This is a genomic window from Parasphingopyxis algicola (assembly GCF_013378075.1).
Classification (GTDB): domain Bacteria; phylum Pseudomonadota; class Alphaproteobacteria; order Sphingomonadales; family Sphingomonadaceae; genus Parasphingopyxis; species Parasphingopyxis algicola.
Genome location: NZ_CP051131.1, coordinates 3,406,234 through 3,431,853 on the forward strand (window position 1 = coordinate 3,406,234; position 25,620 = coordinate 3,431,853).

At 65.7% G+C, this 25,620-nt stretch carries 16 protein-coding genes; 14 read left to right on the forward strand and 2 right to left on the reverse strand.

What is annotated here, in order from left to right; genetic code table 11:
- Positions 1-18 precede the first annotated feature (18 nt).
- Together HFP57_RS16670 and HFP57_RS16675 are read right to left on the reverse strand one after the other, a co-directional pair.
- On the reverse strand, positions 19-696 hold the full coding sequence (locus tag HFP57_RS16670) for an SDR family NAD(P)-dependent oxidoreductase (RefSeq protein WP_176870852.1): 678 nt from the start codon (positions 694-696) through the stop codon (positions 19-21).
- Positions 693-1,613: an alpha/beta hydrolase gene (locus tag HFP57_RS16675; RefSeq protein ID WP_176870853.1), complete on the reverse strand. Its 921-nt coding sequence runs from the start codon at positions 1,611-1,613 to the stop codon at positions 693-695. The genes HFP57_RS16670 and HFP57_RS16675 overlap by 4 nt, the downstream gene beginning before the upstream one ends.
- Positions 1,614-2,239: 626 nt before the next feature.
- Between HFP57_RS16675 and HFP57_RS16685 the strand changes: the two genes are divergently transcribed.
- The 14 genes from HFP57_RS16685 to HFP57_RS16750 all read left to right on the forward strand — a co-directional run bounded on the left by HFP57_RS16685 (position 2,240) and on the right by HFP57_RS16750 (position 25,610).
- Positions 2,240-7,726, forward strand: coding sequence for an AMP-binding protein (locus HFP57_RS16685; protein ID WP_176870855.1), 5,487 nt, complete (start codon positions 2,240-2,242; stop codon positions 7,724-7,726).
- A 42-nt stretch (positions 7,727-7,768) separates the two neighbouring features.
- A complete protein-coding gene (locus HFP57_RS16690) occupies positions 7,769-11,449 on the forward strand; it encodes an SDR family NAD(P)-dependent oxidoreductase (RefSeq protein WP_176870856.1) in 3,681 nt (1,226 codons plus the stop codon).
- A gap of 129 nt (positions 11,450-11,578) precedes the next feature.
- On the forward strand, positions 11,579-12,430 hold the full coding sequence (locus tag HFP57_RS16695; RefSeq protein ID WP_246263212.1) for an ImuA family protein: 852 nt from the start codon (positions 11,579-11,581) through the stop codon (positions 12,428-12,430).
- A 37-nt stretch (positions 12,431-12,467) separates the two neighbouring features.
- Positions 12,468-13,913, forward strand: coding sequence for a DNA polymerase Y family protein (locus HFP57_RS16700; RefSeq protein WP_246263213.1), 1,446 nt, complete (start codon positions 12,468-12,470; stop codon positions 13,911-13,913).
- Between the two features lie 355 nt (positions 13,914-14,268).
- A complete protein-coding gene (locus HFP57_RS16705; protein WP_176870857.1) occupies positions 14,269-17,556 on the forward strand; it encodes an error-prone DNA polymerase in 3,288 nt (1,095 codons plus the stop codon).
- 113 nt (positions 17,557-17,669) lie between these two features.
- Entirely contained in the window at positions 17,670-19,334 is a 1,665-nt protein-coding gene (ccoN, locus tag HFP57_RS16710) for a cytochrome-c oxidase, cbb3-type subunit I (RefSeq protein ID WP_176870858.1), read from the forward strand.
- 12 nt (positions 19,335-19,346) lie between these two features.
- Positions 19,347-20,081, forward strand: coding sequence for a cytochrome-c oxidase, cbb3-type subunit II (ccoO, locus tag HFP57_RS16715; protein WP_176870859.1), 735 nt, complete (start codon positions 19,347-19,349; stop codon positions 20,079-20,081).
- Complete coding sequence (locus tag HFP57_RS16720; protein ID WP_176870860.1) at positions 20,078-20,245, forward strand: cbb3-type cytochrome c oxidase subunit 3; 168 nt, start codon at positions 20,078-20,080, stop codon at positions 20,243-20,245. Before ccoO ends, HFP57_RS16720 begins: the two co-directional genes overlap by 4 nt.
- Positions 20,229-21,179, forward strand: coding sequence for a cytochrome-c oxidase, cbb3-type subunit III (gene ccoP, locus HFP57_RS16725; protein ID WP_246263214.1), 951 nt, complete (start codon positions 20,229-20,231; stop codon positions 21,177-21,179). Before HFP57_RS16720 ends, ccoP begins: the two co-directional genes overlap by 17 nt.
- On the forward strand, positions 21,166-22,635 hold the full coding sequence (gene ccoG / locus HFP57_RS16730) for a cytochrome c oxidase accessory protein CcoG (protein WP_176870861.1): 1,470 nt from the start codon (positions 21,166-21,168) through the stop codon (positions 22,633-22,635). The genes ccoP and ccoG overlap by 14 nt, the downstream gene beginning before the upstream one ends.
- Positions 22,635-23,087 (forward strand): FixH family protein, encoded by a 453-nt coding sequence (locus tag HFP57_RS16735; protein WP_176870862.1) that lies wholly within the window; start codon positions 22,635-22,637, stop codon positions 23,085-23,087. Before ccoG ends, HFP57_RS16735 begins: the two co-directional genes overlap by 1 nt.
- Complete coding sequence (locus HFP57_RS16740) at positions 23,084-25,207, forward strand: heavy metal translocating P-type ATPase (protein WP_176870863.1); 2,124 nt, start codon at positions 23,084-23,086, stop codon at positions 25,205-25,207. Before HFP57_RS16735 ends, HFP57_RS16740 begins: the two co-directional genes overlap by 4 nt.
- On the forward strand, positions 25,204-25,353 hold the full coding sequence (gene ccoS / locus HFP57_RS16745; protein WP_176870864.1) for a cbb3-type cytochrome oxidase assembly protein CcoS: 150 nt from the start codon (positions 25,204-25,206) through the stop codon (positions 25,351-25,353). Before HFP57_RS16740 ends, ccoS begins: the two co-directional genes overlap by 4 nt.
- Positions 25,350-25,610, forward strand: coding sequence for a hypothetical protein (locus tag HFP57_RS16750; RefSeq protein ID WP_176870865.1), 261 nt, complete (start codon positions 25,350-25,352; stop codon positions 25,608-25,610). The genes ccoS and HFP57_RS16750 overlap by 4 nt, the downstream gene beginning before the upstream one ends.
- Positions 25,611-25,620 lie beyond the last annotated feature (10 nt).

The window sequence follows — 25,620 nt, forward strand, 5'->3', positions numbered from 1 at the left end:
CCGATACCGAAGGGCTGGCTATTGGACCCAGCCGCCCGAGAACGGAATGGCCTGACCGGCGATGAAATCGGCGTGTTCGGATGCCAGAAACGCGGCCAGCGCGATATCCTCGCGCGCTTCGGCCAGCCGCCCCACCGGAACATGTTCGGCCAGAAAGGCCTTGAACGCGTCGCTTTCCACCCGTTCGGCCGGGAAATATTTCTCGTTCTCGACAAAATTCTGCGCGATCAGATTGATCTGCACATTGCGGCTCGCGACTTCCGCACCGACCGATCGCACATAGCCGACCTGCGCGGACCGGGCGGCGCAATAGGCCGGCATCAGCGCGCGGGCCCGCAGTCCCGTCGCGCTGCCGAAGACGACAATCTTGCCGGATCGGCGGGCGAGCATCGACGGCAGCGCCGCCTGGACGAGCCAATGCAGGGGGTGGACGAGGAGGTCGAAACATTGACGCCAGCCATCCTCCGGCAGGTCGAGGACCGAGGTGCCGAGATGCGTATCCGCGGCGAGATTGACGAGGAGAATGTCGATTTTACCGGCGGCGGCCAGCGCTGCGCGGCAGTCTTCTTTCGTCAGCAGCGGGTCGGTGCTCGCGACGATATCGGCGCCGAGCCCGTCGAAAATCCCGGTCGCCGCCGGGCCCATGAAATCATCGGCACTGGTGACGAAAATGCGCTTGCCGTCGAACCGGGTCATGCCGCCGGCGCGCGCGCAAAACTGTCGCGCAGCCAGCCGGCGACATGCGTCACGCAGCGATTGCCCTCCGGCATCGCGCCGCCGAACGAGAAGAAGCCGTGGAGCTGACCCTCATAGACGAAATAGGAGGTGTCCACGCCGGCGGCGCGCAGCCGGTGCGCATAGGCGCGCGCCTCATCGATCAGGCAATCGGTATCGGTGGCGATGATCAGCGCCGGCGGCAGGCCGTCGAGATCGGGTTCGCGCAGGGGCGATGCCCGCGGGTCGAGCACGGCATCGCCGAAATGCAGCTCGATCGTCGCCACCAGCGCGTCATGCGTCGTGAAATTGGCGCGGTCGAACCGGCTCGGCGCGGCCGAGGCCATGTCGAGCATCGGATAGATCAGCACCTGCGCGACCGGCAGCTTCACGCCCTGCCGCTTGGCGTCCTGCGCAACCGCGGCGGCGAGATAGCCGCCCGCACTGTCGCCGCTGACCGCGATGCGCGATCCATCGCCGTCGATCTGACCAGAATCCTCGACCAGCGACCGGTACACCGTAAAACAATCGTCGAGCGGGGCAGGAAAGGGATGTTCGGGCGCCTGGCGATACCGCGGCACGACGACGACGCTCTGCGCCTGGTTGGCCAGCATCCGGCTTGTCGGATCGAAATCTTCGGGCGTCAGCATAACGCCCCCGCCGCCATGGCAGAACAGGGTAACGGGAAGCGGAGCCTCGTCCGCGTCCGGCCAATAGACGAGGCAATCGACGCCGCCGATTTGCCGGGCTTCGGCGCGTGCAACGGGCGGCGGTTCGGGCGAAAGGCTTTGCCATAACTCGCTGAAGCCTGCGCGCTGGGCGGCGAGATCATCGGGCGGCGGTCCGGCCGCCGCAAGCTGCTCGAGAAAATCCTGCGCGAGCGGATCGACGAAGGCCATGATGCACCTCTTGGTTTCCTGCCAACCAAGCAGTTCCCACGCCTCTCACGACAGACCACCTATCTTTCGACGGTAAATCTTCACTGTGATGCCGGTCTGGGCCGGATTTCAGAGTGATCAGGTCTGGCAGCCCGGCGAACCGGGCGAAGCCGTTGCGGTCGTCGCCAAAAATCCCGTTCGTCGCGAACAGGATGGGTCGGGCGGCCGCGTTCGCCGCGAGAGCCGCCGGCATCACGGCACCGGCTGCATCTTGCGTTCGAAACAGATCGTCATGTCGCTGCTCGCGATAGGTACAGATCTTCGATGAAGTGCGCATGGGGCGCATCGACTTCCTGGAGCAGTTCGCCCGTTTGGGAGGCCGCCACCCAATGCGCCGATCGACCAGAAGAGCGGCGTCATCAACCCGCCGGCGAAGAGCCGGAGCGAGGGTCGGCAGTCGGGAATTCCGCAAACAGATTTCCCGGTTTGCGTTTTTCGATAGGTTCAAGCTAGGTTTGGCGGTCGAGAAAATCATTCGACCGCGGTTCGTTGGGTCCGATCTTGCCAGCTCGACGCCGCAACCGAAGGCTCGGCGCAACGGCATCGTCTCGAAAGGATCTCATATCAGCACAGGAACCGGCGCCGACATGCAGATTGACAGCCTCTCTTCGTGGCAGGCGATGCGCAGTTCGTGCCGCGAGGACCCCGGCGCCTTTCACGGCGAGATCGCAAAACGGCGCATCTGCTGGTTCCTTCCAGACGAAGGAGAGAACGGCGCTTGGGTCAATTGGGACGAGCAGGGCGATCGCTGGACAGGCTGGAATGCCGCAACGGCCGAGCCGGTAACACCCGACCTGCCGGCGGATTTCGAACCCTGGGATCGGGCGTTCAACGGCGACGATCCGCCCAACTGGCGCTGGTTCGAAGGCGGGCTGACGAGCGCGGCGTTCAACGAGGTCGATCGCCATGTGCTCGCCGGCCATGGCGAGGAGGCGGCGCTGATCTTCGAGGGCGATCGCTGGAACATGGCCGAGGATGGCGGGCGCGGCGGCCCGGTCGACAGCTATCCGGTGTCGCGCAAGAAACTGCTGCTCGAAAGCGCCAAATGCGCGCTCGCGCTCAAGGCGTTGGGCTTGCAGCCCGGCGATCGCATCGCGCTCAATATGCCGAGCATTGCCGAGCAGATCTACTGGACCGAGGGCGCGAAGCGGCTGGGCATCGTCTATACGCCGGTGTTCGGCGGCTTTAGCGACAAGACGCTGTCCGACCGGATCGCCGATGCCGGCGCGCGCGTCGTGATCACCGCGGACGGCAGCTATCGCAATGCGCAGATGGCGCCGTTCAAACCGATGTACACCGATCCGGCGCTCGACAATTTCGTCGCCGTGCCGGTAGCGATGGAACTGCTCGATGCGGCGCTTGCAGACGGAGATCTCGGTGTCGAGGCAGGGCGGGCGGACGTTATCCGCGCGACGGTGGCCGAACTGCTCGAAGGCGAGGTTACGGTCGAACGATCGGACGTGATGCGCGGTGTCGGCAAGGCGCTGGCCGAGATGGGGCAGGGCGGCGGCATCGATGCGCGCCAATCCGCGCAGCTCCGGATCGCCGTGGCGAGCGCGCTGGTCGATTCGCCGCCGCGCGTCGAGGCGGTGATCGTCGTCCGTCATACCGCGCAGCCCGATCTGATCTGGAACGACGACCGCGATCGCTGGAGTCACGAGCTGACCGATACGGCGGGCGAGGAACTGCTCGCCGCCGCGCGCGACGCCGGGTTCGATGTTTCCGATGAAGACGCGCTGCTCGCGCTGCCCGACGCCGATCTCGTCCGCGCAGTCTGGGCCTCGTCGCCGGTGCTGGCGGTCGATGCCGAATATCCGAACTTCATCATCTACACTTCCGGTTCAACCGGGAAACCCAAGGGCGTCGTCCATGTCCATGGCGGCTATTGCGCGGGCGTCGCGGCGACGATGCCCGCCGCCTTCGGCGCCGAACCCGGCGACACGATGTACGTCGTCGCGGATCCCGGCTGGATTACCGGCCAAAGCTATCTGATCGCCGCGTCGCTGCTCTGCCGGGTGACGACGATCGTTACCGAAGGCTCGCCGGTGTTCCCGCATGCAGGCCGCTTCGCCTCGATCATCGAGCGCTACGATGTCGATATCTTCAAGGCCGGCGTCACCTTCCTGAAGTCCGTGATGCAGAATCCGGAAAACCTGAAGGATATCGAGCGCTACGACCTCTCCTCGCTCAAGGTCGCGACCTTCTGCGCCGAGCCGGTTTCACCGGCCGTGCAGGCCTTTGCGATGGAGCATGTCGCCGAGCGCTATATCAACAGCTATTGGGCGACCGAGCATGGCGGCATCGTCTGGACGCATTTTCACGGCAATGACGATTTCCCGCTCCGTGCCGACGCGCATACCTATCCGCTGCCCTGGATATTGGGCGATGTCTGGATCGAGGATACCGACGGACGGGGCGATTCGGATGCCGTCCCACTGCCGCGTAACGACGAGGATGGCGGCGTCGCCTGGCGGCGCGCCGATATCGGCGAGAAGGGCGAGATCATCATCCGCCTGCCCTATCCCTATCTGGCGCGGACGATCTGGGGCGATGCCGAGGGCTTCACCGTCGAAACCGATGGCCGGACGGCGCGGGTCGCACCAACCTGGCGCGGCAATGCGGACCGCTATGCCGATACCTATTGGAAGCGCTGGCGCGGCGCCTGGGCCTATACCCAGGGCGATTTCGCGATGCGGCACGAGGACGGTTCCTATTCGCTCCACGGCCGCTCGGACGATGTCATCAACGTATCCGGCCACCGGATCGGCACCGAGGAGATCGAAGGCGCGATCCTGCGCGACAAGGCGCTCGATCCCAATTCGCCGGTCGGCAACGTCCTCGTGATCGGCGCGCCGCATCGCGAAAAGGGCGCGACGCCGGTGGCTTTCGTCACGCCGGCAGCGGGCCAGCGGCTGACGCAGGAGGATCGCAACCGGCTGGCCGGGCTCGTCCGCACCGAAAAGGGCGCGGTTGCCGTCCCGTCCGACTTTATAGAGCTTGCCGAATTTCCGGAAACGCGCAGCGGCAAATATATGCGTCGCATGGTCCGCGCGGTGGTCGAGGGCGAGGATGTCGGCGATGTATCGACGCTGCGCAATCCCGAAAGCCTCGACGATCTCGCCCGCGCCGTCGACGCCTGGAAGCGCAAGCAGCAGCTCGCCGACGAACAGCAGCTGTTCGAGCGCTACCGCTTCTTTCTGATCCAGTATAACCGCGTTGCGCCGGGCAAACGCGTGGCGACGGTCACGGTCACCAACCCCCCGGTCAACGCGCTCAACGAACGCGCGCTCGACGAACTCGGCATCATTGTCGACCATCTGGCGCGCAAGGACGATGTCGTCGCGGTCGTGTTTACCGGCGCGGGCAGCCAGAGCTTCGTCGCCGGTGCCGATATCCGGCAGATGCTCGAAGAGGTGAACAGCGTCGCCGAGGCCAAGGCCCTGCCGGACAATGCGCAGCTCGCCTTCGGCAAGATCGAGACCATGGGTAAGCCGTGCATCGCGGCGATCCAGGGCGTGGCGCTGGGCGGCGGCATGGAGTTCGCGCTCGCCTGCCATTACCGGATCGCCGATCCCAAGGCGCGGTTCGGCCAGCCCGAGATCAACCTGCGGCTGCTCCCCGGCTATGGCGGTACGCAAAGATTGCCGCGCCTGCTTGCGGCGAAGCGCGGCGAGACCGGGCTGCGCGATGCGCTCGACCTCATTCTCGGCGGCCGGGCGATCGACGCGGACCAGGCGCTGGCGATCGGTGCCGTCGATGCGCTGGCGGCGGGCTCCGACGATGCGCTGTCCCGCGCCCATGCGATGGTCCGCGAATATGTGATGTCGCCGACTGACAGCCTGCTCGGCCAGGCCTTTGCAGAGCGCGAGAGGGTCACCGAAAACTGGTCGGAGGCGGCCGATATCGATCTCGATGCCGTGCTCGAAGACGATTTTCTCCAGCGCGTCCTGGGCCAGCTCGCATGGGCGGGGCGCGACAAGGCGGGCGAACGCGCGCTCGATGCGATTCGGACCGGCTGGCAAGAGGGTATGGCCGCCGGGCTGGACCGCGAAGCGCAGCGCTTCGCCGAGGCGATCATCGATCCCGAAGGCGGCAAGACCGGCATCCAGCAATTCATGGACAAGCAGAGTCCGCCGCTGCCCGTGCGCCGCAGCGGCGTCTGGATCGACGAGGAGCACGAACCGCGCAAGGCGGCGATGATCGGACGCGGCGATCTGCTGCCGGTCGGCGCGCCTTTCTATCCGGGCGTCACGCCGATCCCCGATCACCAGCTCGCTTTCGGCATTGCCCGCGATCCCGATACCGGCGCGCCGCGTTTCGGCCCGCCGGCCACGCATGAGCGCGAACTGATCGTGCCCGTGCCGCGCCCCGAAGCCAACGAGGCGCTCGTCTATCTCCTGTCCTCGGAGGTCAATTTCAACGATATCTGGGCGCTGACCGGCATTCCGGTCTCGCCGTTCGATGCGCATGACGAGGATGTGCAGACCACCGGATCGGGCGGGCTTGCCTTGATCGCCGCGCTGGGCAGCGAGCTCAAGGCCGAGGGCCGGCTCAAGGTCGGCGATCTCGTGAACATCTATTCGGGCACCAACGATCTGCTGTCGCCGGAGGTTGGCAACGACCCGATGTATGCGGGCTTTTCGATCCAGGGGTACGAAACGAAAACCGGCAGCCATGCGCAGTTTCTGACCGTGCAGGGGCCGCAGCTTCACCGCGTGCCGGGCGATCTGACGCTCGAACAGGCGGGCGCCTATACGCTCAATCTCGGCACGATCACGCGCTGCCTGTTCACGACGCTCGATATCAAGCCGGGGCGGACGATCTTCGTCGAAGGCGCGGCGACCGGCACGGGTCTCGATGCGTTGAAGTCCAGCGTGCGGACGGGGCTGGCAGCGGTCGGCATGGTGTCGAGCGCGGACCGCGCCGAATTCGTCCGTGGCCAGGGCGCGGTCGGCGCGATCAACCGCAAGGCGCCCGAGATCGCCGACTGTTTCACCCCGATCCCCGACGATCCTGACGCGGCGCGCCAATGGGAGGCCGAGGGCGAGGCGCTGCTCGACAGCTATCGCGACATGACCGGCGGCAAGCTTGCCGATTATGTCGTCAGCCATGCCGGCGAACGCGCCTTTCCGCGCAGTTTCCAGCTACTCGAAGAGAACGGTACGCTGGCCTTTTACGGCGCGTCCTCGGGCTATCATTTCAGCTTCATGGGCAAGCCGGGCGAAGCGCGGCCCGAGGAGATGCTGCAACGGGCCAATCTGCGCGGCGGCGAGTCCGTTCTTCTCTATTACGGTCCGAACAGCCGCGATCTCGCCGACGAGACCGGCCTCGAGATGATCGAAGCCGCGCGGCTGTTCAAAGCCCGGATCGTGATCGTTTCGACGACCGACGGGCAGCGCGAGTTCCTCCAGTCGCTGGGGCTCGAGGAATCGATCGAGGGCGTGGTCAGCCTCGAAACGCTCAAACGCCGGGACGGCGCGAACTTCCACTGGCCCGATACGCTGCCGCGCCTCCCCGATGCCAAGCAGGATATCGAGAATTTCAAGATCGGCGTGCGCGATTACCAGCAGAAGACGATGAAGCCGTTCGGCACCGCGATCGGCAAGCTGTTGCGTTCGCCCGGCAATCCGCGCGGCGTGCCCGATATCGTGTTCGAGCGCGCGGGCCAGGACACGCTCGGGGTCTCGACCTCGCTCGTCAAACCGTTCGGCGGCCGCGTCGTCTATGCCGAGGAGATGGCCGGGCGGCGCTATACCTTCTACGCGCCGCAGGTCTGGACGCGTCAGCGCCGCATCTTCATGCCGGGCGCCAACATCTTCGGCACGCACCTGTGCAACGCGCATGAGGTGACTTTCATGAACAATATGGTATCAGCGGGATTGCTCGATGTGACCGAGCCACTCGTTGTCCCCTGGGAAGGCCTTCCCGACGCGCATCAGTCGATGTGGGACAATAAACATTCCGGCGCGACCTATGTCGTGAACCACGCGCTGCCCGCCATGGGCCTGCGCAGCCGAGACGAATTGTTCGAATATTGGGCGGCGGCCGAGGCCGAACCGCCCCAACAAGAATAACGACGCCCGCAAGCGGCGCGCTATGTCGGAGACAAGAAGGCTATGGCCGAAAAGAAGAAGAAAACCGCTACGGCAGGGGCTGCGGCGGCCAAGGGAGTAGATGGTCGTCTTGCGGGCAAGGTGGCGCTGATCACCGGCGCGGCCGGCAATCTCGGCGGCGAGATTGCCCGCGCCTATGCGCGCGAAGGCGCGACCGTGGTCATGACCGGGCGGACCAGGGACCGGATCGAGGCGGCGCGCGAAGCGGTGATCGCGGATACGGGCGTGGCGGCGGACAAGATCGATACGGCCATTCTCGACGGCGGCGATCCGGATTCGATCCGCGCAGCGATGGGAGAGATCGAGAAGACGCACAGCCGGATCAATATCCTTGTCAACAATGCCGGATCGGCGGGTCCGAAACAGCTGCTCGAAAATGTGCCGCTGACCGCCGAAGAAATGGAGCAATGCGGGGATGCTGAAACGGTCGCCGATGCGATGCGCAACATTTTCGGCGTCACCTGGAACCTGACCCGGATTGCGGCGCCGCTGATCCCGGCCGGCGGTTCGGTCATCAACATTTCGACGATCTTCTCGCACACGCGCTATTATGGCCGCACGGCCTATGTCGTCCCCAAGGCCGCGCTCAACGCGCTGTCGCGGCGGCTGGCGGAAGAATGCGGGCCGCGCGGCATCCGCGTGAACACGGTTTTTCCCGGTCCCATCGAAAGCGACCGCATCCGGACCGTCTTTGCGGCGATGGACGAGCTGCAGGGGGACGAAGAGGGCGCGACGGCCGATCATTTCCAGGGCCGGATGTCGCTCAGCCGGTCGATCGGCGGCACGGAACCCAGGAAAACGCTGCCGCTGCCCGTCGATATCGCCGGTGCCTGCACCTTCCTCGCGAGCGAGGAATCGGCGGGGATGAACGGCAACGAGATCGACGTCACCCACGGCATGCGCGCGCGCAAGGATTCGCGGTCCACCTATCTCAATCGCCCCTCGATGCGCTCGCTGGACGGGGCCGGGCTCGCCGTGCTGATCGTTGCGGGCGAGGATTGGGAAGATGCACTGGAGATGGCGCGCATCCAGATCGCCTGCGGCGCCAAGGTGCTGCTCGGTCTGCCGCGCGCCGCCGATGTCGCCCAGGCCACGGCGCGGGTAATGGCGCACCCGGCCGGCGATGGGCTGACGATCGTCCGGCTCCGGCGCGCCGAAGCAACCGGGATGGAAGAGGTGCTGGCCGGTTACAGCGCCGAGCATGGGCCGATCACCAGCGCCATCGTCCTGCCGCTGAAACCTGCGGGCTATTTCTCCGATCCGCTGCTCGAGGCCGATGACGAGACGGTCGATAGCTTCATGGACAACGAACTGGTCGGCGCCGTGGCGCTCGGCCGGACGCTGAGCCGCTACTGGAAGCTCCATCCCGACCTGCTCCAGGATCCCCGGTTCGTCTTCATGACCAACAAGAGCGACGGCGGGGGCGATATCTACAGCAAGATCTACGGCGCAGGGATCGCCCAGCTGATCACCATCTGGCGCGACGAATCGCGGGTCGAACGCGAGCATGGCCGGATCGAACGGGCCGCCTGGGGCAATCTGATCGTTCGCCACACCAATGCCGAGGACGAAAACCTCCGGTTCTCCGGCGGCCATGCGACGCGTATCGTGTTCAAGGAACAGAAGATCGCGGAGACCAGGCTCTATCTGCCGGCAAATATCGGCGAGGAAGCGGGCGCGAGCAGCGCCATGGTCGGTTTCGCCGAAAACATCACCGGGCTGCATCTCGGGAAAGTTGCCTTCATCACCGGGGGATCGGCCGGGATCGGCGGCCAGGTTGCCCGATTGCTCGCGCTGGCCGGGGCCAGGGTGATGATGGTCGCGCGGCGCCGCGACCAGCTGGAGGCAGCGCGCGATCGTATCGTCGGCGAACTTCAGGATGTCGGCTTTTCGGGCGTCGACCGGCGCGTGAAGTTCATCGCCGATGTCGATGTCAGCGATTTCGAATCGCTGCGCGCAGCGTTCGACGAGACGATGGAGACGTTCGGGCGCGTCGATTACCTCATCAACAATGCCGGTGTGGCCGGCGCGGAAGATATGGTCGTCGACATGGCGCTCGACGACTGGCGCTTCACGCTCGATGCCAACCTCGTCTCCAACTATCTGCTCATGCACCATGCCGTGCCGTTCATGCGCGCGCAGCGCAGCGGCTATATCCTCAACGTTTCATCCTATTTCGGCGGCGAGAAATACCTCGCGGTCGCCTATCCCAACCGGGCCGATTATGCCGTGTCCAAGGCCGGTCAACGCGCCATGGTCGAGAGTTTCTCGCGCTTCCTCGGCCCGGAGATCCAGTGCAACGCCATCGCCCCCGGGCCGGTCGCCGGCGATCGGCTGGCCGGCACCGGCGGCAAGCCCGGCCTGTTCAAGCGCCGCGCGCGCCTGATCCTCGAAAACAAGCGGCTCAACGCGATCTACGCGGCGGTCATCCGGGCCGTGCGCGAAGGCGCCGATGTCGATCATGTGCTCGGCCGGCTGATGCGCAACGACATCGCCTATCTGTCGCACGACAAAGAAACGCCCGAAGCGCTGCGCAAGCTCGTACTCGATTGCGCGCGCGACGGCGACGGCACATGCAGCTGGGACCGGTTCCTGATGACGCCGGAACTGGCCGCGCGCCTGCTGAGGCGAGTCAATACCGGCGGCTATTTGCTCGACCTCCCGCAATGGGCCGACCGCGCTGATAATGGCGAGGACTGGCTCGCAATCGGCCCGCCGGAAGAGATTCCATTTCTGCCGCAACAGCGCATCGAGGAGGATGCCGAGAAAATCGGCAAGGGCGTGACATCCCAACTCCATCTCGGCGCAATGCCGACCGAAGCCGATGTCGCGCAGGCGACCGTCTTCTATCTCGCCGATCGCGCGGTCAGCGGCGAGACGTTCATGCCCTCGGGTGGCCTGGCGGTCGAACGCTCGACCGTGGAACGCGAGATGTTCGGCAGTCCCAAGGCGGAGCGTCTGGACGCCATGAAGGGCAAGACGGTCTGGATCGTCTGCCAGCATCTGACCGACTATATCGCGGCAACGGTGCGGCGCCTGATCGGCGACCTCGGAGTGGCGAATGTGGTCCTGCTGACGCAAAGCAAGACCGGCGGCCAGGCGATCATCAACAAGCTGGGCGATTGCCCGGCCGACGATGTGCATACGATCGTTGCCGGCGAGGATATCGAACCGGCCATGGATGAAGCATTGCAAAAATGGGGACGTCCGGCGACCGTCGTGTCGATGCCCTATGAAGGTCTGCCGGACCGACTGTTCGAGAGCAGCGAACCGCTGTCACCGGAGGATTTTCGGCATGTGGTCGAGCAGAATCTCACCCATCATTTCCGGGTCTCGCGCAAGGCGTCGCTCTATGACGGATGCCAACTGGTCCTGGTTTCGCCCGATGTGCCCTTCGGCAAGAAAGGACCTGCTTTCGCGCTCGCCAACTTCATCAAGACGACGCTCCACGCGTTCACCGCCACACTCGCGGTCGAGAATGAACGGCTGGTTCACGACGTCGCCACGAACCAGATCAATCTCACGCGGCGCGTCCGGTCCGAAGAACCGCGTAACGAGGAAGAACATCAGGAAGAACTGGCGCGCTTCGCCCGGGCGATCCTCCTGGTCGGCGCGCCCCTGCCGGATGCGGAGGATTCGCGCTACCGCTCGAGAATCTATCGCGGTACGTCGATGACGGTATGATCGCCGAATGAGGCTGCGGAACCAGGCCTCGGCATCTCCATTTTCTGCGTGATGCGAAATTGTCCGGACGAGCCGGGCGGCTTGACTCGGGCCCTGTTTTCGCCAGAATAGAACAAAACAAGAACAGTTATGCGCGAGTCGGCTCAAATCCTCTCCGCGCTTCGGGCGCGCCTGGCGGACCATGGGGCCGGCGGTGGGCAGGAAGGCGCGTCCGGTATCATGGCCTTGGGTCATGCGCCGCTCGACGCCTATCTCGATGGAGGTTTGCGGCGTGGACAGCTGCACGAAATATTCGCGGAAGACGCCGAGGATGGCGGCGCGGCGGCCGGTTTCGCCGCGATGCTCGGTATCCTCGCGCAAAACGGGGAAGGGGGCGGGGGAAAGCCCCTGCTCTGGCTGCGGACCGAAGAGGCGCAGTGGCGCGGCGGGCGGTTCCATGCCGCTGGCCTGGCCGAGCTGGGCGGCGACCCGGCCGCGCTCATCCTCGCCACCGTTCCCGACACGCTGGCCCTGCTCCGCGCCGTCGCAGATGCGCTGCGCTGTGCCGGGCTTGGCGCGGTAGTCGCCGAATGCTGGGGAAATCCGCATCTGCTGGACCTGATGGCGAGCCGCCGGCTGACCCTCGCGGCCGAGCGGTCGGGCGTCACGGCGCTGATGCTGCGCCCGGGCGGCGCCCCGGCGCCGAGCACTGCCGATACGCGCTGGTCGGTGCGCGCCGCGCCGTCCCGTCCGCTTCCCGCCAATGCCCCCGGAACCCCGGCCTTCGACCTGACCCTGCTGCGCCGCCGCGCCGGACCCGCCGGGCAAAGCTGGCGACTGGAATGGGATCGTGACCGGCGACGCTTCATCGAACCGGACTCTGGAGCAATCCGGGAACCGGCCGGGCAGGCGGACCGGCAGCCGGCGCTTCCTGGCCCTCTGGTTTCCCTACCTGCCGGCCGACAGGTTGCGGATTTGCGGCGCCTTGCCGCCGGCGCCTGAGGGGCCGTTCGCTTCCGTCGAAAAGGTGAAGGGGGCGATGCGCCTCATGGCGGTCAATCCGGTCGCCGAAGCGCTGGGCCTCGCGCCCGAACTCGCGCCCGACCTCGCCTTGGCCGATGCGCGGGCGCGGGTGCCCGACCTCGCCGTGCACGATCACGATCCGCCGGCCGATGCGAACTGGCTCGACCGGCTGGCCCGGGACTGTGTGCGCTATACGCCGATGGTGGCGGCCGATCCGCCCGCCGGGCTGCTGCTCGATATCACGGGCTGCGCGCATCTGTTCGGCGGCGAGGAGGCGCTGGCAAGGACGGTGACGGCGCGGTTCGAAAAGTTGGGCATGACCGTCCGTCCCGCGCGCGGATCGACCGCCCGGGCCGCCCATGCGCTGGCCCGGCACGGCGGGGGGGAAGGCATAGATGAGGGGGCCGCGATCCGGCGCTTGCCGGTCGCCGCGCTGGAGCTCGATCCCGAAAGCGATCTCGGATTGCGCCGCGCGGGCCTCAAGACGGTCGGCGCGGTGGCGGACCGGCCGCGCGCAGCGATCGCGGCGCGGTTCGGGGCGGCGGCGGTGCTGGCGCTGGAGCGGCTGCTGGGAGAGGCGGACAGCCCGCTCGATCCCGAGTACCGCCAGCCGCCCATCCGGGTCGTGCGCCGTTTCGCCGAACCCGTGGCGAACAGCGAGTATGCGCTGGCCGTGCTGGCGGAATTGCTTGCCGAGGCCATCACAGAGCTGGCCAAGCGCGATCGCGGCGGGCGGCGCTTCGCGGCGCTGTTTCACCGGACCGACGGCCGCACCCGGACGCTCCGTGTCGAAACCGGCCTGCCGACGCGCGATCTTGCGGCGATCCGGCGGCTTTTCGACGAGCGGATCGAAACGCTGACCGATCCGCTCGATCCGGGTTTCGGCTTTGATTGCGTCGAGCTGGCGGTGCCCGTGACCGAACCGCTCGCGCCGAGCCAGCCGGGCCTGGAAGGCGGGACGGGGAAAGGCCGGGAAGCGCAGGACGGAGCGGTCGCCGAACTGCTCGACCGGCTGAGTACGCGGTTCGGGCGTGACCGGCTGCACCGTTTCCACCCCGGCTATACGCATATTCCCGAACAGGGGCAGATCGCTATGCCCGCCGTCGAAGCCGCTGTGCCCATGGCCTGGCCCGCACCCGAACCCGGCGAGCCGCCCGCGCGGCCCCTGCAGCTGTTCGACCCGCCCGAGCCGATCAGCGTGATCGCCGAGGTGCCGGACGGGCCGCCCTATCGCTTCCGCTGGCGGCGCAAGCTGCGCGAGGTGACGCGCTACGAGGGCCCCGAGCGCATCGCCTCGGAATGGTGGCACGGCAGCCGCGATCCTCTGGGTCGCACCCGGCTGACGCGCGACTATTACCGGATCGAGGATGTAGCGGGGCGGCGCTACTGGATATTCCGCCACGGCCTGTTCGGGCGGGAGAAGGCCGATCCGCGCTGGTATCTGCACGGGCTGTTCGCATGAGGAGGTCACGATCGGGACTGCCCCTTAAATCCCTCTCCCCCTTCAAGGGGGTGTGTCGGCCTAACTGCAGGATTGGAATGCCCCCGGCATTTCAAAGATCGTGCCGGGGGCACGATCGACCTGTAGTTCGACCGACACAGATACGGAGCGTTAGCGAAGCTAGTGAGCTTACGCGCAGTTGGAGAGGGGGTGGCGCTTGCACAGCAAGCGCGCGCAGCAAAGCTGCGCTCCCCCCTCACCCAGCTCCGTCTAAATTCGCTACGCTCATTAAGCCTACACATCCCTCTCCCCCCGCATCAGCGGGGGGAGAGGGGAATAAGGGCCGGTCCGCCCCCTATGTCCCCGAGGCCATCTCGTGACCGGCTTCGCCGAGCTCGCCGCCGCGACCAACTATTCCTTCCTGCGCGGAGCCTCGCATCCGGGCGAGATGGTCGGGCAGGCGATCGCGCTGGGCATGGCCGGCATCGGCATTGCCGACCGCAATACGGTGGCCGGCGTCGTCCGCGCGCATGTCGCGTTGCGAAACGCGCTGGAGGATCTGCCCGAGAATGAGCGCGCCGCCTTTCCGTTCCGGCTCGTCGTCGGGGCGCGGCTCGTTTTCGTCGACGGGACACCCGACATCATCGCCTATCCTGCGACGCGCCATGGCTGGGGGCGGCTTACCCGGCTGCTGACGGTCGGCAACCGGCGGGCGGAGAAAGGCGATTGCCTGCTCCAGCTCAAAGATTTGCTCGACCATTGCGAGGATCTGTTGCTGATCGCGATGGCCAAGGAAGGAGAGAGAGGCGAAGAAGACGAGATCGCGCTGCGCTGCCTGGCCGACACGGCGCCGGGCGCGCTCTGGATCGGCGCCACCATGCCGCGCAGCGGGCGCGATCATCGGAAACTGGAGAAGCTGGCGGCCTTCGCCGCGCGCCTCGATCTGCCGATGCTCGCGACCAACGATGCGCTCTACGCGACGCCGCAGCATCGGCAGCTGCATGATGTCCTCACCTGTATCCGCGAGGGCACGACCATTGCCCATGCTGGAAAATTGCTCGCCGCCAATGCCGAGCGGCATCTGAAACCGCCCGACGAGATGGCGCGGCTGTTCCGCGACTATCCGGAGGCGATAACGGCGACCACCGATCTGCTGTCCCGCATCACCTTCACCCTGGACGACCTGCGCTACGAATATCCGCACGAGCCGGTGCCCGAAGGCTGGGCCCCGCAGGACTGGCTCGAACATATCGTCCTCGAGGCGGCGCATGCGCGCTATGGCGACACCATCCCGCCCGAGGCGCAACAGCTGATCGACGAGGAATTCTCGCTGATCCGCGACCAGGAATACGCCTATTATTTCCTCACCGTGCACGATGTGGTGAAATTCGCGCGCGCGCAGGATCCGCCGATCCTCTGTCAGGGGCGGGGGTCGGCCGCCAATTCTATGGTCTGCTTCCTGCTCGGCATCACCTCGGTCGATCCGGTCCGCTACAATCTGCTCTTTTCCCGCTTCGTATCGCGCGAGCGCAAGGAACCGCCCGATATCGATGTCGATTTCGAGCATGAGCGGCGCGAGGAGGTGATGCAGTATATCTATCGCCGCTATGGCCGCGAGCGGGCGGGGATCGCCGCGACCGTCATCCATTACCGGCCGAGAAGCGCGGTCCGCGAGGTCGGCAAGGCGCTGGGCCTGTCGGAGGACGTGACCAGCCAGCTCGTAAGCACGGTCTGGGGCAGCTATTCGCGCGAGATGCAGGCGGAACGGATCGCGGAGACCGGCTTCAGCCTCGACAATCCGGAGATCGCGCGATTGAAGGCGCTGGTCGACCAGGTCCTCGAATTTCCGCGCCATCTCTCCCAGCATGTCGGCGGCTATGTGCTGACCGAGGGGCGGCTCGACGAGCTGGTGCCGATCCACAATGGCGCGATGGAGGACCGCACCTTCATCGAATGGGACAAGGACGATATCGACGCGCTCGGCCTGATGAAGGTCGATATCCTCGCGCTCGGCATGCTGACCTGCATCCGGAAAAGCTTCGATCTGATGCGGCTGCACGGGCTCGGCGACTATGAGCTCGATACGATCCAGCACGAGGACCCGGCGGTCTACGACATGCTCTGCGAGGGCGACAGTATCGGCGTCTTCCAGGTCGAGAGCCGGGCGCAGATCAACATGCTGCCGCGGCTGAAACCGCGCATATTCTACGATCTCGTCATCCAGGTCGCGATCGTCCGGCCCGGGCCGATCGAGGGCGATATGGTCCATCCCTATCTGCGGCGCAGGGCCGGGGTGGAGAAGGTCCATTTTCCCTCGCCCAAACCGCCCCTCGATCCGGACGAGCTGAAGGGCGTGCTCGGCAAGACCAAGGGCGTGCCGCTGTTCCAGGAACAGGCGATGAAGCTCGCCATCGTCGCCGCCGATTTCTCGCCCGAGGACGCCAATCGCCTGCGCCGCGCCATGGCGACCTTCCGCAATGTCGGGACGATCGACCAGTTCGAGAAGAAGATGATCGAGGGGATGGCGGCGCGCGGCTATGAACGCGATTTCGCCGAGCGCTGTTTCCGGCAGATCGAAGGGTTCGGCAGCTATGGCTTTCCCGAGAGCCACGCGCTCTCCTTCGCCCGGCTGGTCTACGTCTCGAGCTGGATCAAATGCCATCATCCGGCGGTCTTCACCTGCGCGCTCCTGAATTCGCAGCCGATGGGCTTTTACGCGCCGGCCCAGCTCGTCCGCGATCTGCGCGAGCATGGCGGCGCGGTGCGCGCGGTCGATATCAATGCCAGCAACTGGGACAACAGCCTTGAATCGACGGGGGAGGGCACGCTCGCGCTGCGCCTCGGTTTGCGCCAGATCGACGGGTTTCGCGAAGAATGGGCGGAGCGGGTCGAGGCAGCGCGCGGGCAACGGCTATTCGCCGGGATCGAGGACCTTGCCCGCCGCGCGAACCTGCCGCGCCGCGCGCTGCGTCTGCTCGCCGATGCCGATGCCTGTCGCTCGATCGGCAAGGACCGTCGCGACGCCTTGTGGGAGGTCCGCCGCATGCCAGGTGGCGAGCTTCCGCTTTTCGCCTATGCCGATATGCGCGAACTTCGGGAAGAACCCGATCCGAAACTCCCCGCCATGCAACCCGCCGAACATGTCGTCGCCGATTACCAGACGCTTCGGCTTTCATTGAAAGCACATCCGATGACGTTCCTCCGCCCGCTGTTCGATCGCGAGAAGGTGTTGAGCTGCGCGGCCGTCAACGCGGCGAAGGACGGGGCCAGGGTCAGGGCGGCCGGCGTCGTCCTGATCCGTCAGCGGCCGGGCAAGGGGAACGCTATCTTCATCACGATCGAGGACGAGACCGGCATCGTCAACGCTTTGCTCTGGGCCCGGCATATGGAGCGGTTGCGCCGCCCGGTCATGGCCTCGCGGCTGATGGTGATTCACGGCGAGGTCCAGCGCAGCGCGGAAGGCGTCGTCCATCTGATGGCGACGCATATCGTCGACCGGACGGACGCGCTCGACCGGCTCTCGGATGCGCATGTCGCCGAGCCGGAACTGTCTCCCGCCGACGAGGGCGCCCATCCCCAACTGCCGCGCGGGTCCGGTGCATCGCGCAATCGGGGCCATCCGCGTAACGTGCGGATCCTTCCTAAATCGCGGGATTTTCATTGATTTTTTCTATATCGGGCAAAGAATTGCCGCCCCGCCTCCATTCTTGATCCCGATCAAAGAGTCGGTGGCCTTTCGCCCTAAGAGCAAGGCACGCTTTGCAAAGGGAAGGGCGCATGGAAACTCTGACAATGAAGGTCGGCGGTTGGTTGATCGTCGCGTTTTTGGCATTTGTGGCGGCCGCCGCCGCGGCGGATTCGGGCTTTGCGATTCATATGTGGATCGTGGTCGCCGCCGCGCTGATCGCGGCATTCGCAACCGCGAACAGGGCAGATTTCGCAGCGCTCGCGCGTGGCGCCGCGCCGACACCCGATCAGAGCCGCTATGACGACGATCCGGTCCGCTGGGGCGTCATCGCGACCGTGTTCTGGGGCATGGCCGGGTTCCTGGCGGGGCTCTACATCGCCCTGCAGCTCGCCTTCCCGGTGCTCAACCTCAACTTCGAATATACGACGTTCGGCCGGCTCCGGCCGCTCCATACGTCCGCCGTCATTTTCGCCTTCGGAGGCAATGCGCTGATCGCGACGAGTTTCTACATCGTCCAGCGTACGTGCCGGGCGAGGCTTGCCTTCCCTGGCCTCGCCCGCTTCGTTTTCTGGGGCTACCAGCTGTTCATCGTGTTGGCGGCCACCGGCTATCTGCTCGGCATCACCCAGTCCAAGGAATATGCCGAGCCCGAATGGTATGTCGATCTGTGGCTTACGATCGTCTGGGTCGCCTATGGCGCGGTCTTCATCGGCACGATCGTCAAGCGCAAGGAGCCGCATATCTATGTGGCGAACTGGTTCTTCCTCGCCTTTATCCTGACGATCGCGATGCTCCACATCGTCAACAATCTGGCAGTTCCCGTCAGCTTCCTCGGCTCGAAAAGCTACACCGCCTTTGCCGGGGTGCAGGATGCGCTGACCCAATGGTGGTACGGGCATAACGCGGTCGGTTTCTTTCTGACCGCCGGCTTCCTCGCCATGATGTATTATTTCGTGCCCAAACAGGCCGAGCGCCCGGTCTACAGCTACCGGCTGTCGATCATCCACTTCTGGTCGCTGATCTTCCTCTATATCTGGGCGGGTCCGCACCATCTCCACTATACCGCGCTGCCCGACTGGGCGCAGACGCTCGGCATGGTGTTCTCGGTGATGCTGTGGATGCCGAGCTGGGGCGGCATGATCAACGGCCTGATGACGCTCAACGGCGCTTGGGACAAGATCCGCACCGATCCTATCATCCGGATGATGGTCATGGCGCTCGCCTTCTACGGCATGAGCACCTTCGAAGGTCCGATGATGTCGATCAAGGCGGTCAACTCGCTCTCGCACTATACCGATTGGACGATTGGCCATGTGCATTCGGGCGCGCTGGGCTGGAACGGCATGATCACCTTTGCCGCGATCTACTTCCTGGTGCCGCGGCTCTGGGCGCGCGAGCGGCTGTACAGCCTGCGCATGGTGAACTGGCACTTCTGGCTCGCGACGGTCGGCATCGTTCTCTACGCCGCCTCGATGTGGGTCGCCGGCATCATGCAGGGCCTGATGTGGCGTGAATATGGAGCGGACGGCTATCTGGTCTACGCCTTCTCGGAAGTCACCAGCGCCATGCATCCCATGTATCTGATCCGCGCGGCAGGCGGGCTGCTCTACCTCGCTGGCGCTGCCGTGATGGTCTACAATGTGTGGCTGACCATCGCCGGCAAGACCCGCACCGAAAAGCCGATGACCGACACGCCGCACGATCCGGAAAAGGATCGTCCGATCGTCGCCCCGCAAACCGTTCCCGCCGAATAAAGGACGCACGACATGGCATCCCGATTTTTCGACCACACCAAGATCGAGCGCAACGTCACGCTCCTGTCGATCTTCGCGTTCATTACCGTGGCCATCGGCGGTATCGTCGAGATCGCGCCACTCTTCTATATCGACTCCACGGTCGAGGAAGTGGAAGGCGTGCGGCCCTACACGCCGCTCGAACTTGCCGGCCGCAACATCTATATCCGCGAGGGCTGCTATACCTGCCACTCGCAGATGGTGCGCCCGTTCCGCGACGAGGTGGAGCGCTACGGCCATTACAGCCTGGCGGCGGAAAGCATGTACGATCACCCGTTCCAATGGGGGTCGAAGCGCACCGGGCCGGACCTGGCGCGCGTCGGCGGGCGGTATTCGGACGAATGGCATGTCCAGCACCTGATCGATCCGCGCTCGGTGGTGCCGGAATCGATCATGCCGCCTTATGCCTTTCTCGCGGATCGCGATCTCGAATTCGAGAATATCGCCGGCGATCTCAGAGCGCTGCGGGCGCTCGGCGTCCCCTATGACGACGCGATGATCGAAAACGCCGCGGCCGATTTCGCGGTTCAGGTCGATGTCTTCGGCGATGGGAGCGGGCTGCGCGAGCGATACGCCAACGTCCAGATCCGCGATTTCGACGGTAATCCCTCGCGTTTGACCGAGATGGATGCGCTGGTCGCCTATCTCCAGATGCTCGGCACGCTCGTCGATTTCGAGGCCGCCGCCGCGCTGGAGGAACCGCGATGACCTACGAAGCCTTTCGCCAGTTCGCCGACAGCTGGGGCCTGCTGTTCATGGTCATTCTGTGGGTGAGCTTCGCGCTCTGGGTCTTCCGTCCGAGCGCAAAGAAACATCACGACGATGCCGCGAACATGATTTTCGATGAAAGTGAGAATGATGGCCGAGACTGAGAATGACAACGGCAAACGCGTCGACGAACCCACCGGCACCGATTTTGTCGGCCATGAATGGGACGGTATCGAGGAACTCGACACGCCGCTGCCGCGCTGGTGGCTGATCATCTTCTACGCGACGGTGATCTGGGGCCTTGGTTATACCGTTTTCTATCCGGCCTGGCCGCTGATCAACAGCGCGACCCAGGGCGTGCTCGGCTATTCGAGCCGAGGTGCGCTGGCCGAGGAGATGGCCGCCGTCGAAGCGCAGCGCGCGCCGTTGCGGGAGGCGATCGCCAATATCGCGATCGAAGATCTGCCCACCGACCAGCAGCTCATGCAGACCGCGATCCAGGGTGGCCGCTCGGCCTTCGTCGTCCATTGCGTCCAGTGTCACGGATCGGGCGCGGCCGGCAGCGAGGGCTATCCGAACCTCAACGACGATGACTGGCTCTGGGATGGCGATATGGAGGCGATCGAATATACGCTGATCCACGGCATCCGGAACCCGGATCATATCGAGACGCGCATTTCCCAAATGCCCGCTTTCGGCGCCGACGGCATTTTCGACGATGGCCAGATCAGTGATGTCGTATCCTATGTCCGCACGCTGAGCGGTGCGGAAGACGAGAGTGCGGCGTCGGCGCGCGGTGCGGAACTCTACACCGCCAATTGCGCGATCTGCCATGGCGAAAACGGCCAGGGCGACCGGACCCAGGGCGCGCCCAATCTGCGCGATTCGATCTGGCTGTACGGTGCGGATCGCGCGTCAATTACTGACACGGTTGCGAACAGCCGCTATGGTGTGATGCCGCGCTGGGGTCATCGCCTGGATCCGGTGACAATCCGGATGCTGACGGCCTATGTCTGGTCGCTCGGCGGTGGCGAAGCGGCCCCGGCGGCGGCGGAGACCGAAGAGGTCGCCGAGGTGGAGACCGATGAACCTGGTTGATTCCATCGCGCCCGAAGGGCCGCCGAAACCGGAGCTCTACGAGAAGCGCAAGGGCGTCTATCCCAAGGCGGTGGACGGCAATTTCCGCCGCCTGAAATGGGCGATCATGGTGGTGACGCTCGGTATCTATTACATCACGCCGTGGATCCGCTGGGACCGCGGCCCCTATGCGCCCGACCAGGCCGTGCTCGTCGATCTGGCCGGCCGGCGTTTCTACATGTTCGGCATCGAGATCTGGCCGCACGAATTCTATTATGTCGCGGGCCTGCTCATTATGGCGGGCATCGGCCTGTTTCTCGTCACCTCCTCGTTCGGCAGGGCCTGGTGCGGCTATGCCTGCCCGCAAACCGTCTGGACCGATCTCTTCCAGCATGTCGAACGCTGGGTCGATGGCGACCGCAACGCGCAGATTCGTCTCGAAAAGGAGCCCTGGACCGCGAAGAAGATGGCCAAGCGCGGAACGAAATGGACGATCTGGCTGCTGATCGCGATGGCGACGGGCGGCGCCTGGATTTTCTATTTCGCCGATGCGCCGACGCTGTTCGGGCAGCTGTTTGCCGGCGAAGCGCCCTTCGTCGCCTATGCCACGATCGGCGTGCTGACCTTCACGACCTTCACGCTTGGCGGCTTCATGCGCGAGCAGGTCTGCATCTATATGTGCCCCTGGCCGCGTATCCAGACCGCGATGATGGACGAAAAGTCGCTGACCGTGACCTATAAGGACTGGCGCGGCGAACCGCGCAGCCACGGCATCAAGCGCGCCGAGGAAAATCCGGGCGTGTTCGGCGATTGTATCGACTGCAACCAGTGCGTCGCCGTCTGTCCGACTGGCATCGATATTCGCGAAGGGCCGCAGATCGGCTGCATCACCTGCGCGCTGTGCATCGATGCGTGCGACAAGGTGATGGATCAGGTTGGCCGCCCGCGCGGGCTGATCGACTATGCGACGCTCGAGGGCGCGGAGATCGAACAGGCGGGCGGTACCCCGCCGACGCTCAAGCGTACGGTCTTCCGGCCGCGCGCCCTCCTTTATTTCGCGCTCTGGGCGGGGATCGGCATGGCGATGCTGTTTGCCGTCGGCACGCGAGACCGGCTGACGATCAACGCGATCCAGGAACGCAACCCGACCTTCGTCCAGCTGAGCGACGGCGATGTCCGCAACAGTTTCGACATCAAGATCCGCAACATGGAAAACCGGCCGCGCACGATGACCCTGACGCTGCAGGGGCTGCCGGGCGGCGTGATGTGGGCCGGATCGGGCAGCCGCGATCAGGCGCTGCGGGCTTTCGACATCACGGTGCCCGCCGATCAGCTGCTCAGCACGCGTGTCTTCGTTGCGGCGCCGCGTGAAGGCGATCCCCGCGAGGATTTCGGTTTCAGCGTCACCGCGCCGGGTGGGGAGGAAGATGAAACCGCCCTCGAACCCGCCCGTTTTACCCGGCCAGGAGCCGAATGATGCCCCGACGTTTCAATGGCTGGCACATGACCGCGATCCTCGTCGCCTTTTTCGGCGTGATCGTCGTGGTCAACCTGACGATGGCGACGTTCGCGACGCGGAGCTTCGGCGGCACGGTCGTCGACAACAGCTATGTTGCCAGCCAGCGCTTCAACGACTGGCTCGAGGCCGCGCGCCGGCAGGACGAACTGGGCTGGACCGAGGCGGTCCAACGCTCGGGCGACCATGTCGCGATTACGGTCGGCGGGCCGGAGGGTCCACTGGGCGCGGCGACGATCCGCGGTATCGCAACCCATCCCGTCGGCCGGTCGGACGAAATCGCGCTGAATTTCTCCGAGACGTCCGAGGGCGTCTATCGCAGCGCGGAAACGCTGGCCCCCGGCCGCTGGCTGGTGCGGATCGAAATCGTCCGGTGTGACGAGCGCAAGCGCATATTGGTCGATCTTTCGTGAATGCGCCGCTGAAGCCCGGTACCGCGGCGATCGCCGAGGAGAGCCGCTTTGCGGTGCCCGATATTCATTGCGCCGGTTGTATCTCGAAGATCGAGCACGGGCTCAATGCGACGCCGGGCGTCCATGCGGCGCGGGTCAATTTTACCAGCAAGCAGGTGTCGATCGCGCATGAACCGGCGCTGTCCGACCGGGATCTCGGCGAGGCGATCCGCGGTCTCGGCTTCGAACCGACGCTGATCGCGGATACGGACGCCGCCGACGACGAGGCGGCGCCGACGCGCGAATTGTTGCGCGCTCTCGCGGTCGCCGGCTTTGCCGCGATGAATGTGATGCTGCTGTCGGTCAGCATCTGGTCGGGCGCGGACGGCGCGACGCGAACGCTGTTCCACTGGATTTCCGCGCTGATCGCGCTGCCCGCCATCGCCTATGCGGGCCGCCCCTTCTTCCGCTCGGCCTGGCAGGCGTTGATCCGGGGCCGGACGAACATGGACGTGCCGATCGCCATCGGCGTGACGATCACGGCCGCGATGAGCCTCCACGAAACGATCATCGGCGGCGAACATGCCTGGTTCGAGAGCGCGCTCATGCTGCTTTTCTTCCTGCTCGCCGGGCGCGTGCTGGATGCGATGATGCGCCGCCGGGTCGGAGACGGTGTCGCCGCATTGGCGCGGCAGTCCGCGCCGGGCGCTCTGGTCATCGACGCCGATGGTCGCAGCCAATGGTACAAGGCGGCGGATCTCGAACCCGGCATGGTCGTGCAGCTGGCGGCCGGCGAGCGGCTGGCGGCCGACGGAATTGTCGTCGAGGGCGAAAGCGCGATCGACGCATCCCTGCTGACCGGCGAAAGTGCGCCGCAGCCGGTGGACCGCGGGGCGCAGGTCTTCGCGGGCACGCTCAACGTCACCGGACCCATTGCAGTCGAGGTGACGGCGGTCGCCGACGAAACTGCGCTTGCCGATATCGGGCGGCTGATGGCGACGGCGGGGCAGGGCAAGTCCCGCTACGTCCGGATCGCCGATCGCGGCGCCCGGCTCTATGCCCCGCTGGTCCACGCCCTGGCGCTTCTCACCTTCATCGGCTGGATGGTGGCCGGTGCCGACTGGCACCACGCGCTGCTGATCTCGGTCGCCGTCCTGATCATCACCTGTCCATGCGCGCTGGGCCTCGCCGTGCCGGTAGCCCATGTCGTGGCGACCGGAGCGCTGATGAAGCGCGGGATACTCGTCAAACATGAATCGGCGCTGGAGCGCTTGGCCGAGGCCGATCGCGTCGTATTCGACAAGACCGGCACCCTGACGATGGGGCGTCCGGTCGCGGAGAATATCGACGCGCTCGACGCCGATCAAAAGGCGATCGCGCTCGCCCTTGCGCGCGCATCGCGCCATCCGCTGGCGACGGCGATCCGCCAAGCGCTCGAAGCCAAGGGCATCCGCGCCGCCGAGCTCGAAGACCGGATCGAACAGCCCGGCACCGGGATTGCCGGCGTCCATCGCGGACGGCGCGTGGCGCTTGAACAGCCGCCCGGGCCGCAATCGGCACCTGCCGTGGCGCTGACGATCGACGGCGAACCCGTCGCGCTGATCCGGTTCCGCGATGCGCTGCGCCCCGGTGCCGCGCAAGCCGTCCAGGCCCTGAACGAGTTGGGCCTGCCGGGTTCCATCCTGTCCGGCGACAAGGCCGCGTCGATCCGTCCGGTGGCCGCGGCGCTCGGTCTCACGGCCCAGGCCAATGCGCGTCCGGAAGACAAATGCGAAGCGCTCGACCGGCTGCGTCGCAGCGGCGATCATGTGCTGATGGTCGGCGACGGGCTGAACGACGGGCCGGCGCTGGCGGCCGCGCATGTTTCGATGGCGCCCGGTTCCGCGAGCGATGTCGGCCAGACCGCCGCCGATCTCGTCTTTCTCGGCGACAGCCTCGCGCCGTTGCCGTTCGCGGTGCGCGCCGCGCGGCGGACCATGCGGATCGTCCGCCAGAATTTCTCGCTGGCGATCATCTACAACGCCCTCGCGGTGCCTTTGGCCGTCGCCGGTTTCGTCACGCCGCTCGTCGCCGCGGTCGCCATGTCGCTGTCTTCGCTGATCGTGATCGCCAATTCGCTGCGGCTGCGGAGGGCCGGGTGACCGGTCTCGCCATCCTGATCCCGGTCGCGATTGGGCTCGGCCTCGCCGGGCTCGCAGCCTTTTTCTGGGCATTGTCCGACAACCAGTTCGAAGATCCCGACGGCGCGGCGACGCGCATTCTGGTCGATGAAGAGGATGAAGAATGAAGCGTTTGGCGTACTCTCTGGCCGCGCTGGCGATATTCGGGCTGGCGACCGGCGGTCTGGCGGTCCCCGCGGCCAGCGAAGACGGCGTGCTCTGGGTGGAGGTCTGCGGCCGCCCGGACATGCGCGTGGCGATCCGGCTGGGCGGCGGCGATCAGAAGAAGGACAATCGCGATTGCGCAGAGGCCTGCCACGCCGCGCTATGCAGGAAGACGCTCGATTCCCAACGCAACGGCGATGCCCGCGGCGCGGTGGTCTGAGCCGGCCAGC

Bases quoted from the DNA above. Each gene is read 5' to 3' on its own strand.
- HFP57_RS16735 (WP_176870862.1), top strand. From the start codon at position 22,635: ATGCCCCGACGTTTCAATGGCTGGCACATGACCGCGATCCTCGTCGCC.
- HFP57_RS16695 (WP_246263212.1), top strand. From the start codon at position 11,579: ATGCGCGAGTCGGCTCAAATCCTCTCCGCGCTTCGGGCGCGCCTGGCG.
- ccoP (WP_246263214.1), top strand. From the start codon at position 20,229: ATGATGGCCGAGACTGAGAATGACAACGGCAAACGCGTCGACGAACCC.
- ccoO (WP_176870859.1), top strand. From the start codon at position 19,347: ATGGCATCCCGATTTTTCGACCACACCAAGATCGAGCGCAACGTCACG.
- ccoG (WP_176870861.1), top strand. From the start codon at position 21,166: ATGAACCTGGTTGATTCCATCGCGCCCGAAGGGCCGCCGAAACCGGAG.
- ccoN (WP_176870858.1), top strand. From the start codon at position 17,670: ATGGAAACTCTGACAATGAAGGTCGGCGGTTGGTTGATCGTCGCGTTT.
- HFP57_RS16685 (WP_176870855.1), top strand. From the start codon at position 2,240: ATGCAGATTGACAGCCTCTCTTCGTGGCAGGCGATGCGCAGTTCGTGC.
- HFP57_RS16670 (WP_176870852.1), bottom strand. From the start codon at position 696: ATGACCCGGTTCGACGGCAAGCGCATTTTCGTCACCAGTGCCGATGAT.
- HFP57_RS16750 (WP_176870865.1), top strand. From the start codon at position 25,350: ATGAAGCGTTTGGCGTACTCTCTGGCCGCGCTGGCGATATTCGGGCTG.
- HFP57_RS16700 (WP_246263213.1), top strand. From the start codon at position 12,468: ATGCGCCTCATGGCGGTCAATCCGGTCGCCGAAGCGCTGGGCCTCGCG.
- HFP57_RS16720 (WP_176870860.1), top strand. From the start codon at position 20,078: ATGACCTACGAAGCCTTTCGCCAGTTCGCCGACAGCTGGGGCCTGCTG.
- HFP57_RS16690 (WP_176870856.1), top strand. From the start codon at position 7,769: ATGGCCGAAAAGAAGAAGAAAACCGCTACGGCAGGGGCTGCGGCGGCC.
- HFP57_RS16675 (WP_176870853.1), bottom strand. From the start codon at position 1,613: ATGGCCTTCGTCGATCCGCTCGCGCAGGATTTTCTCGAGCAGCTTGCG.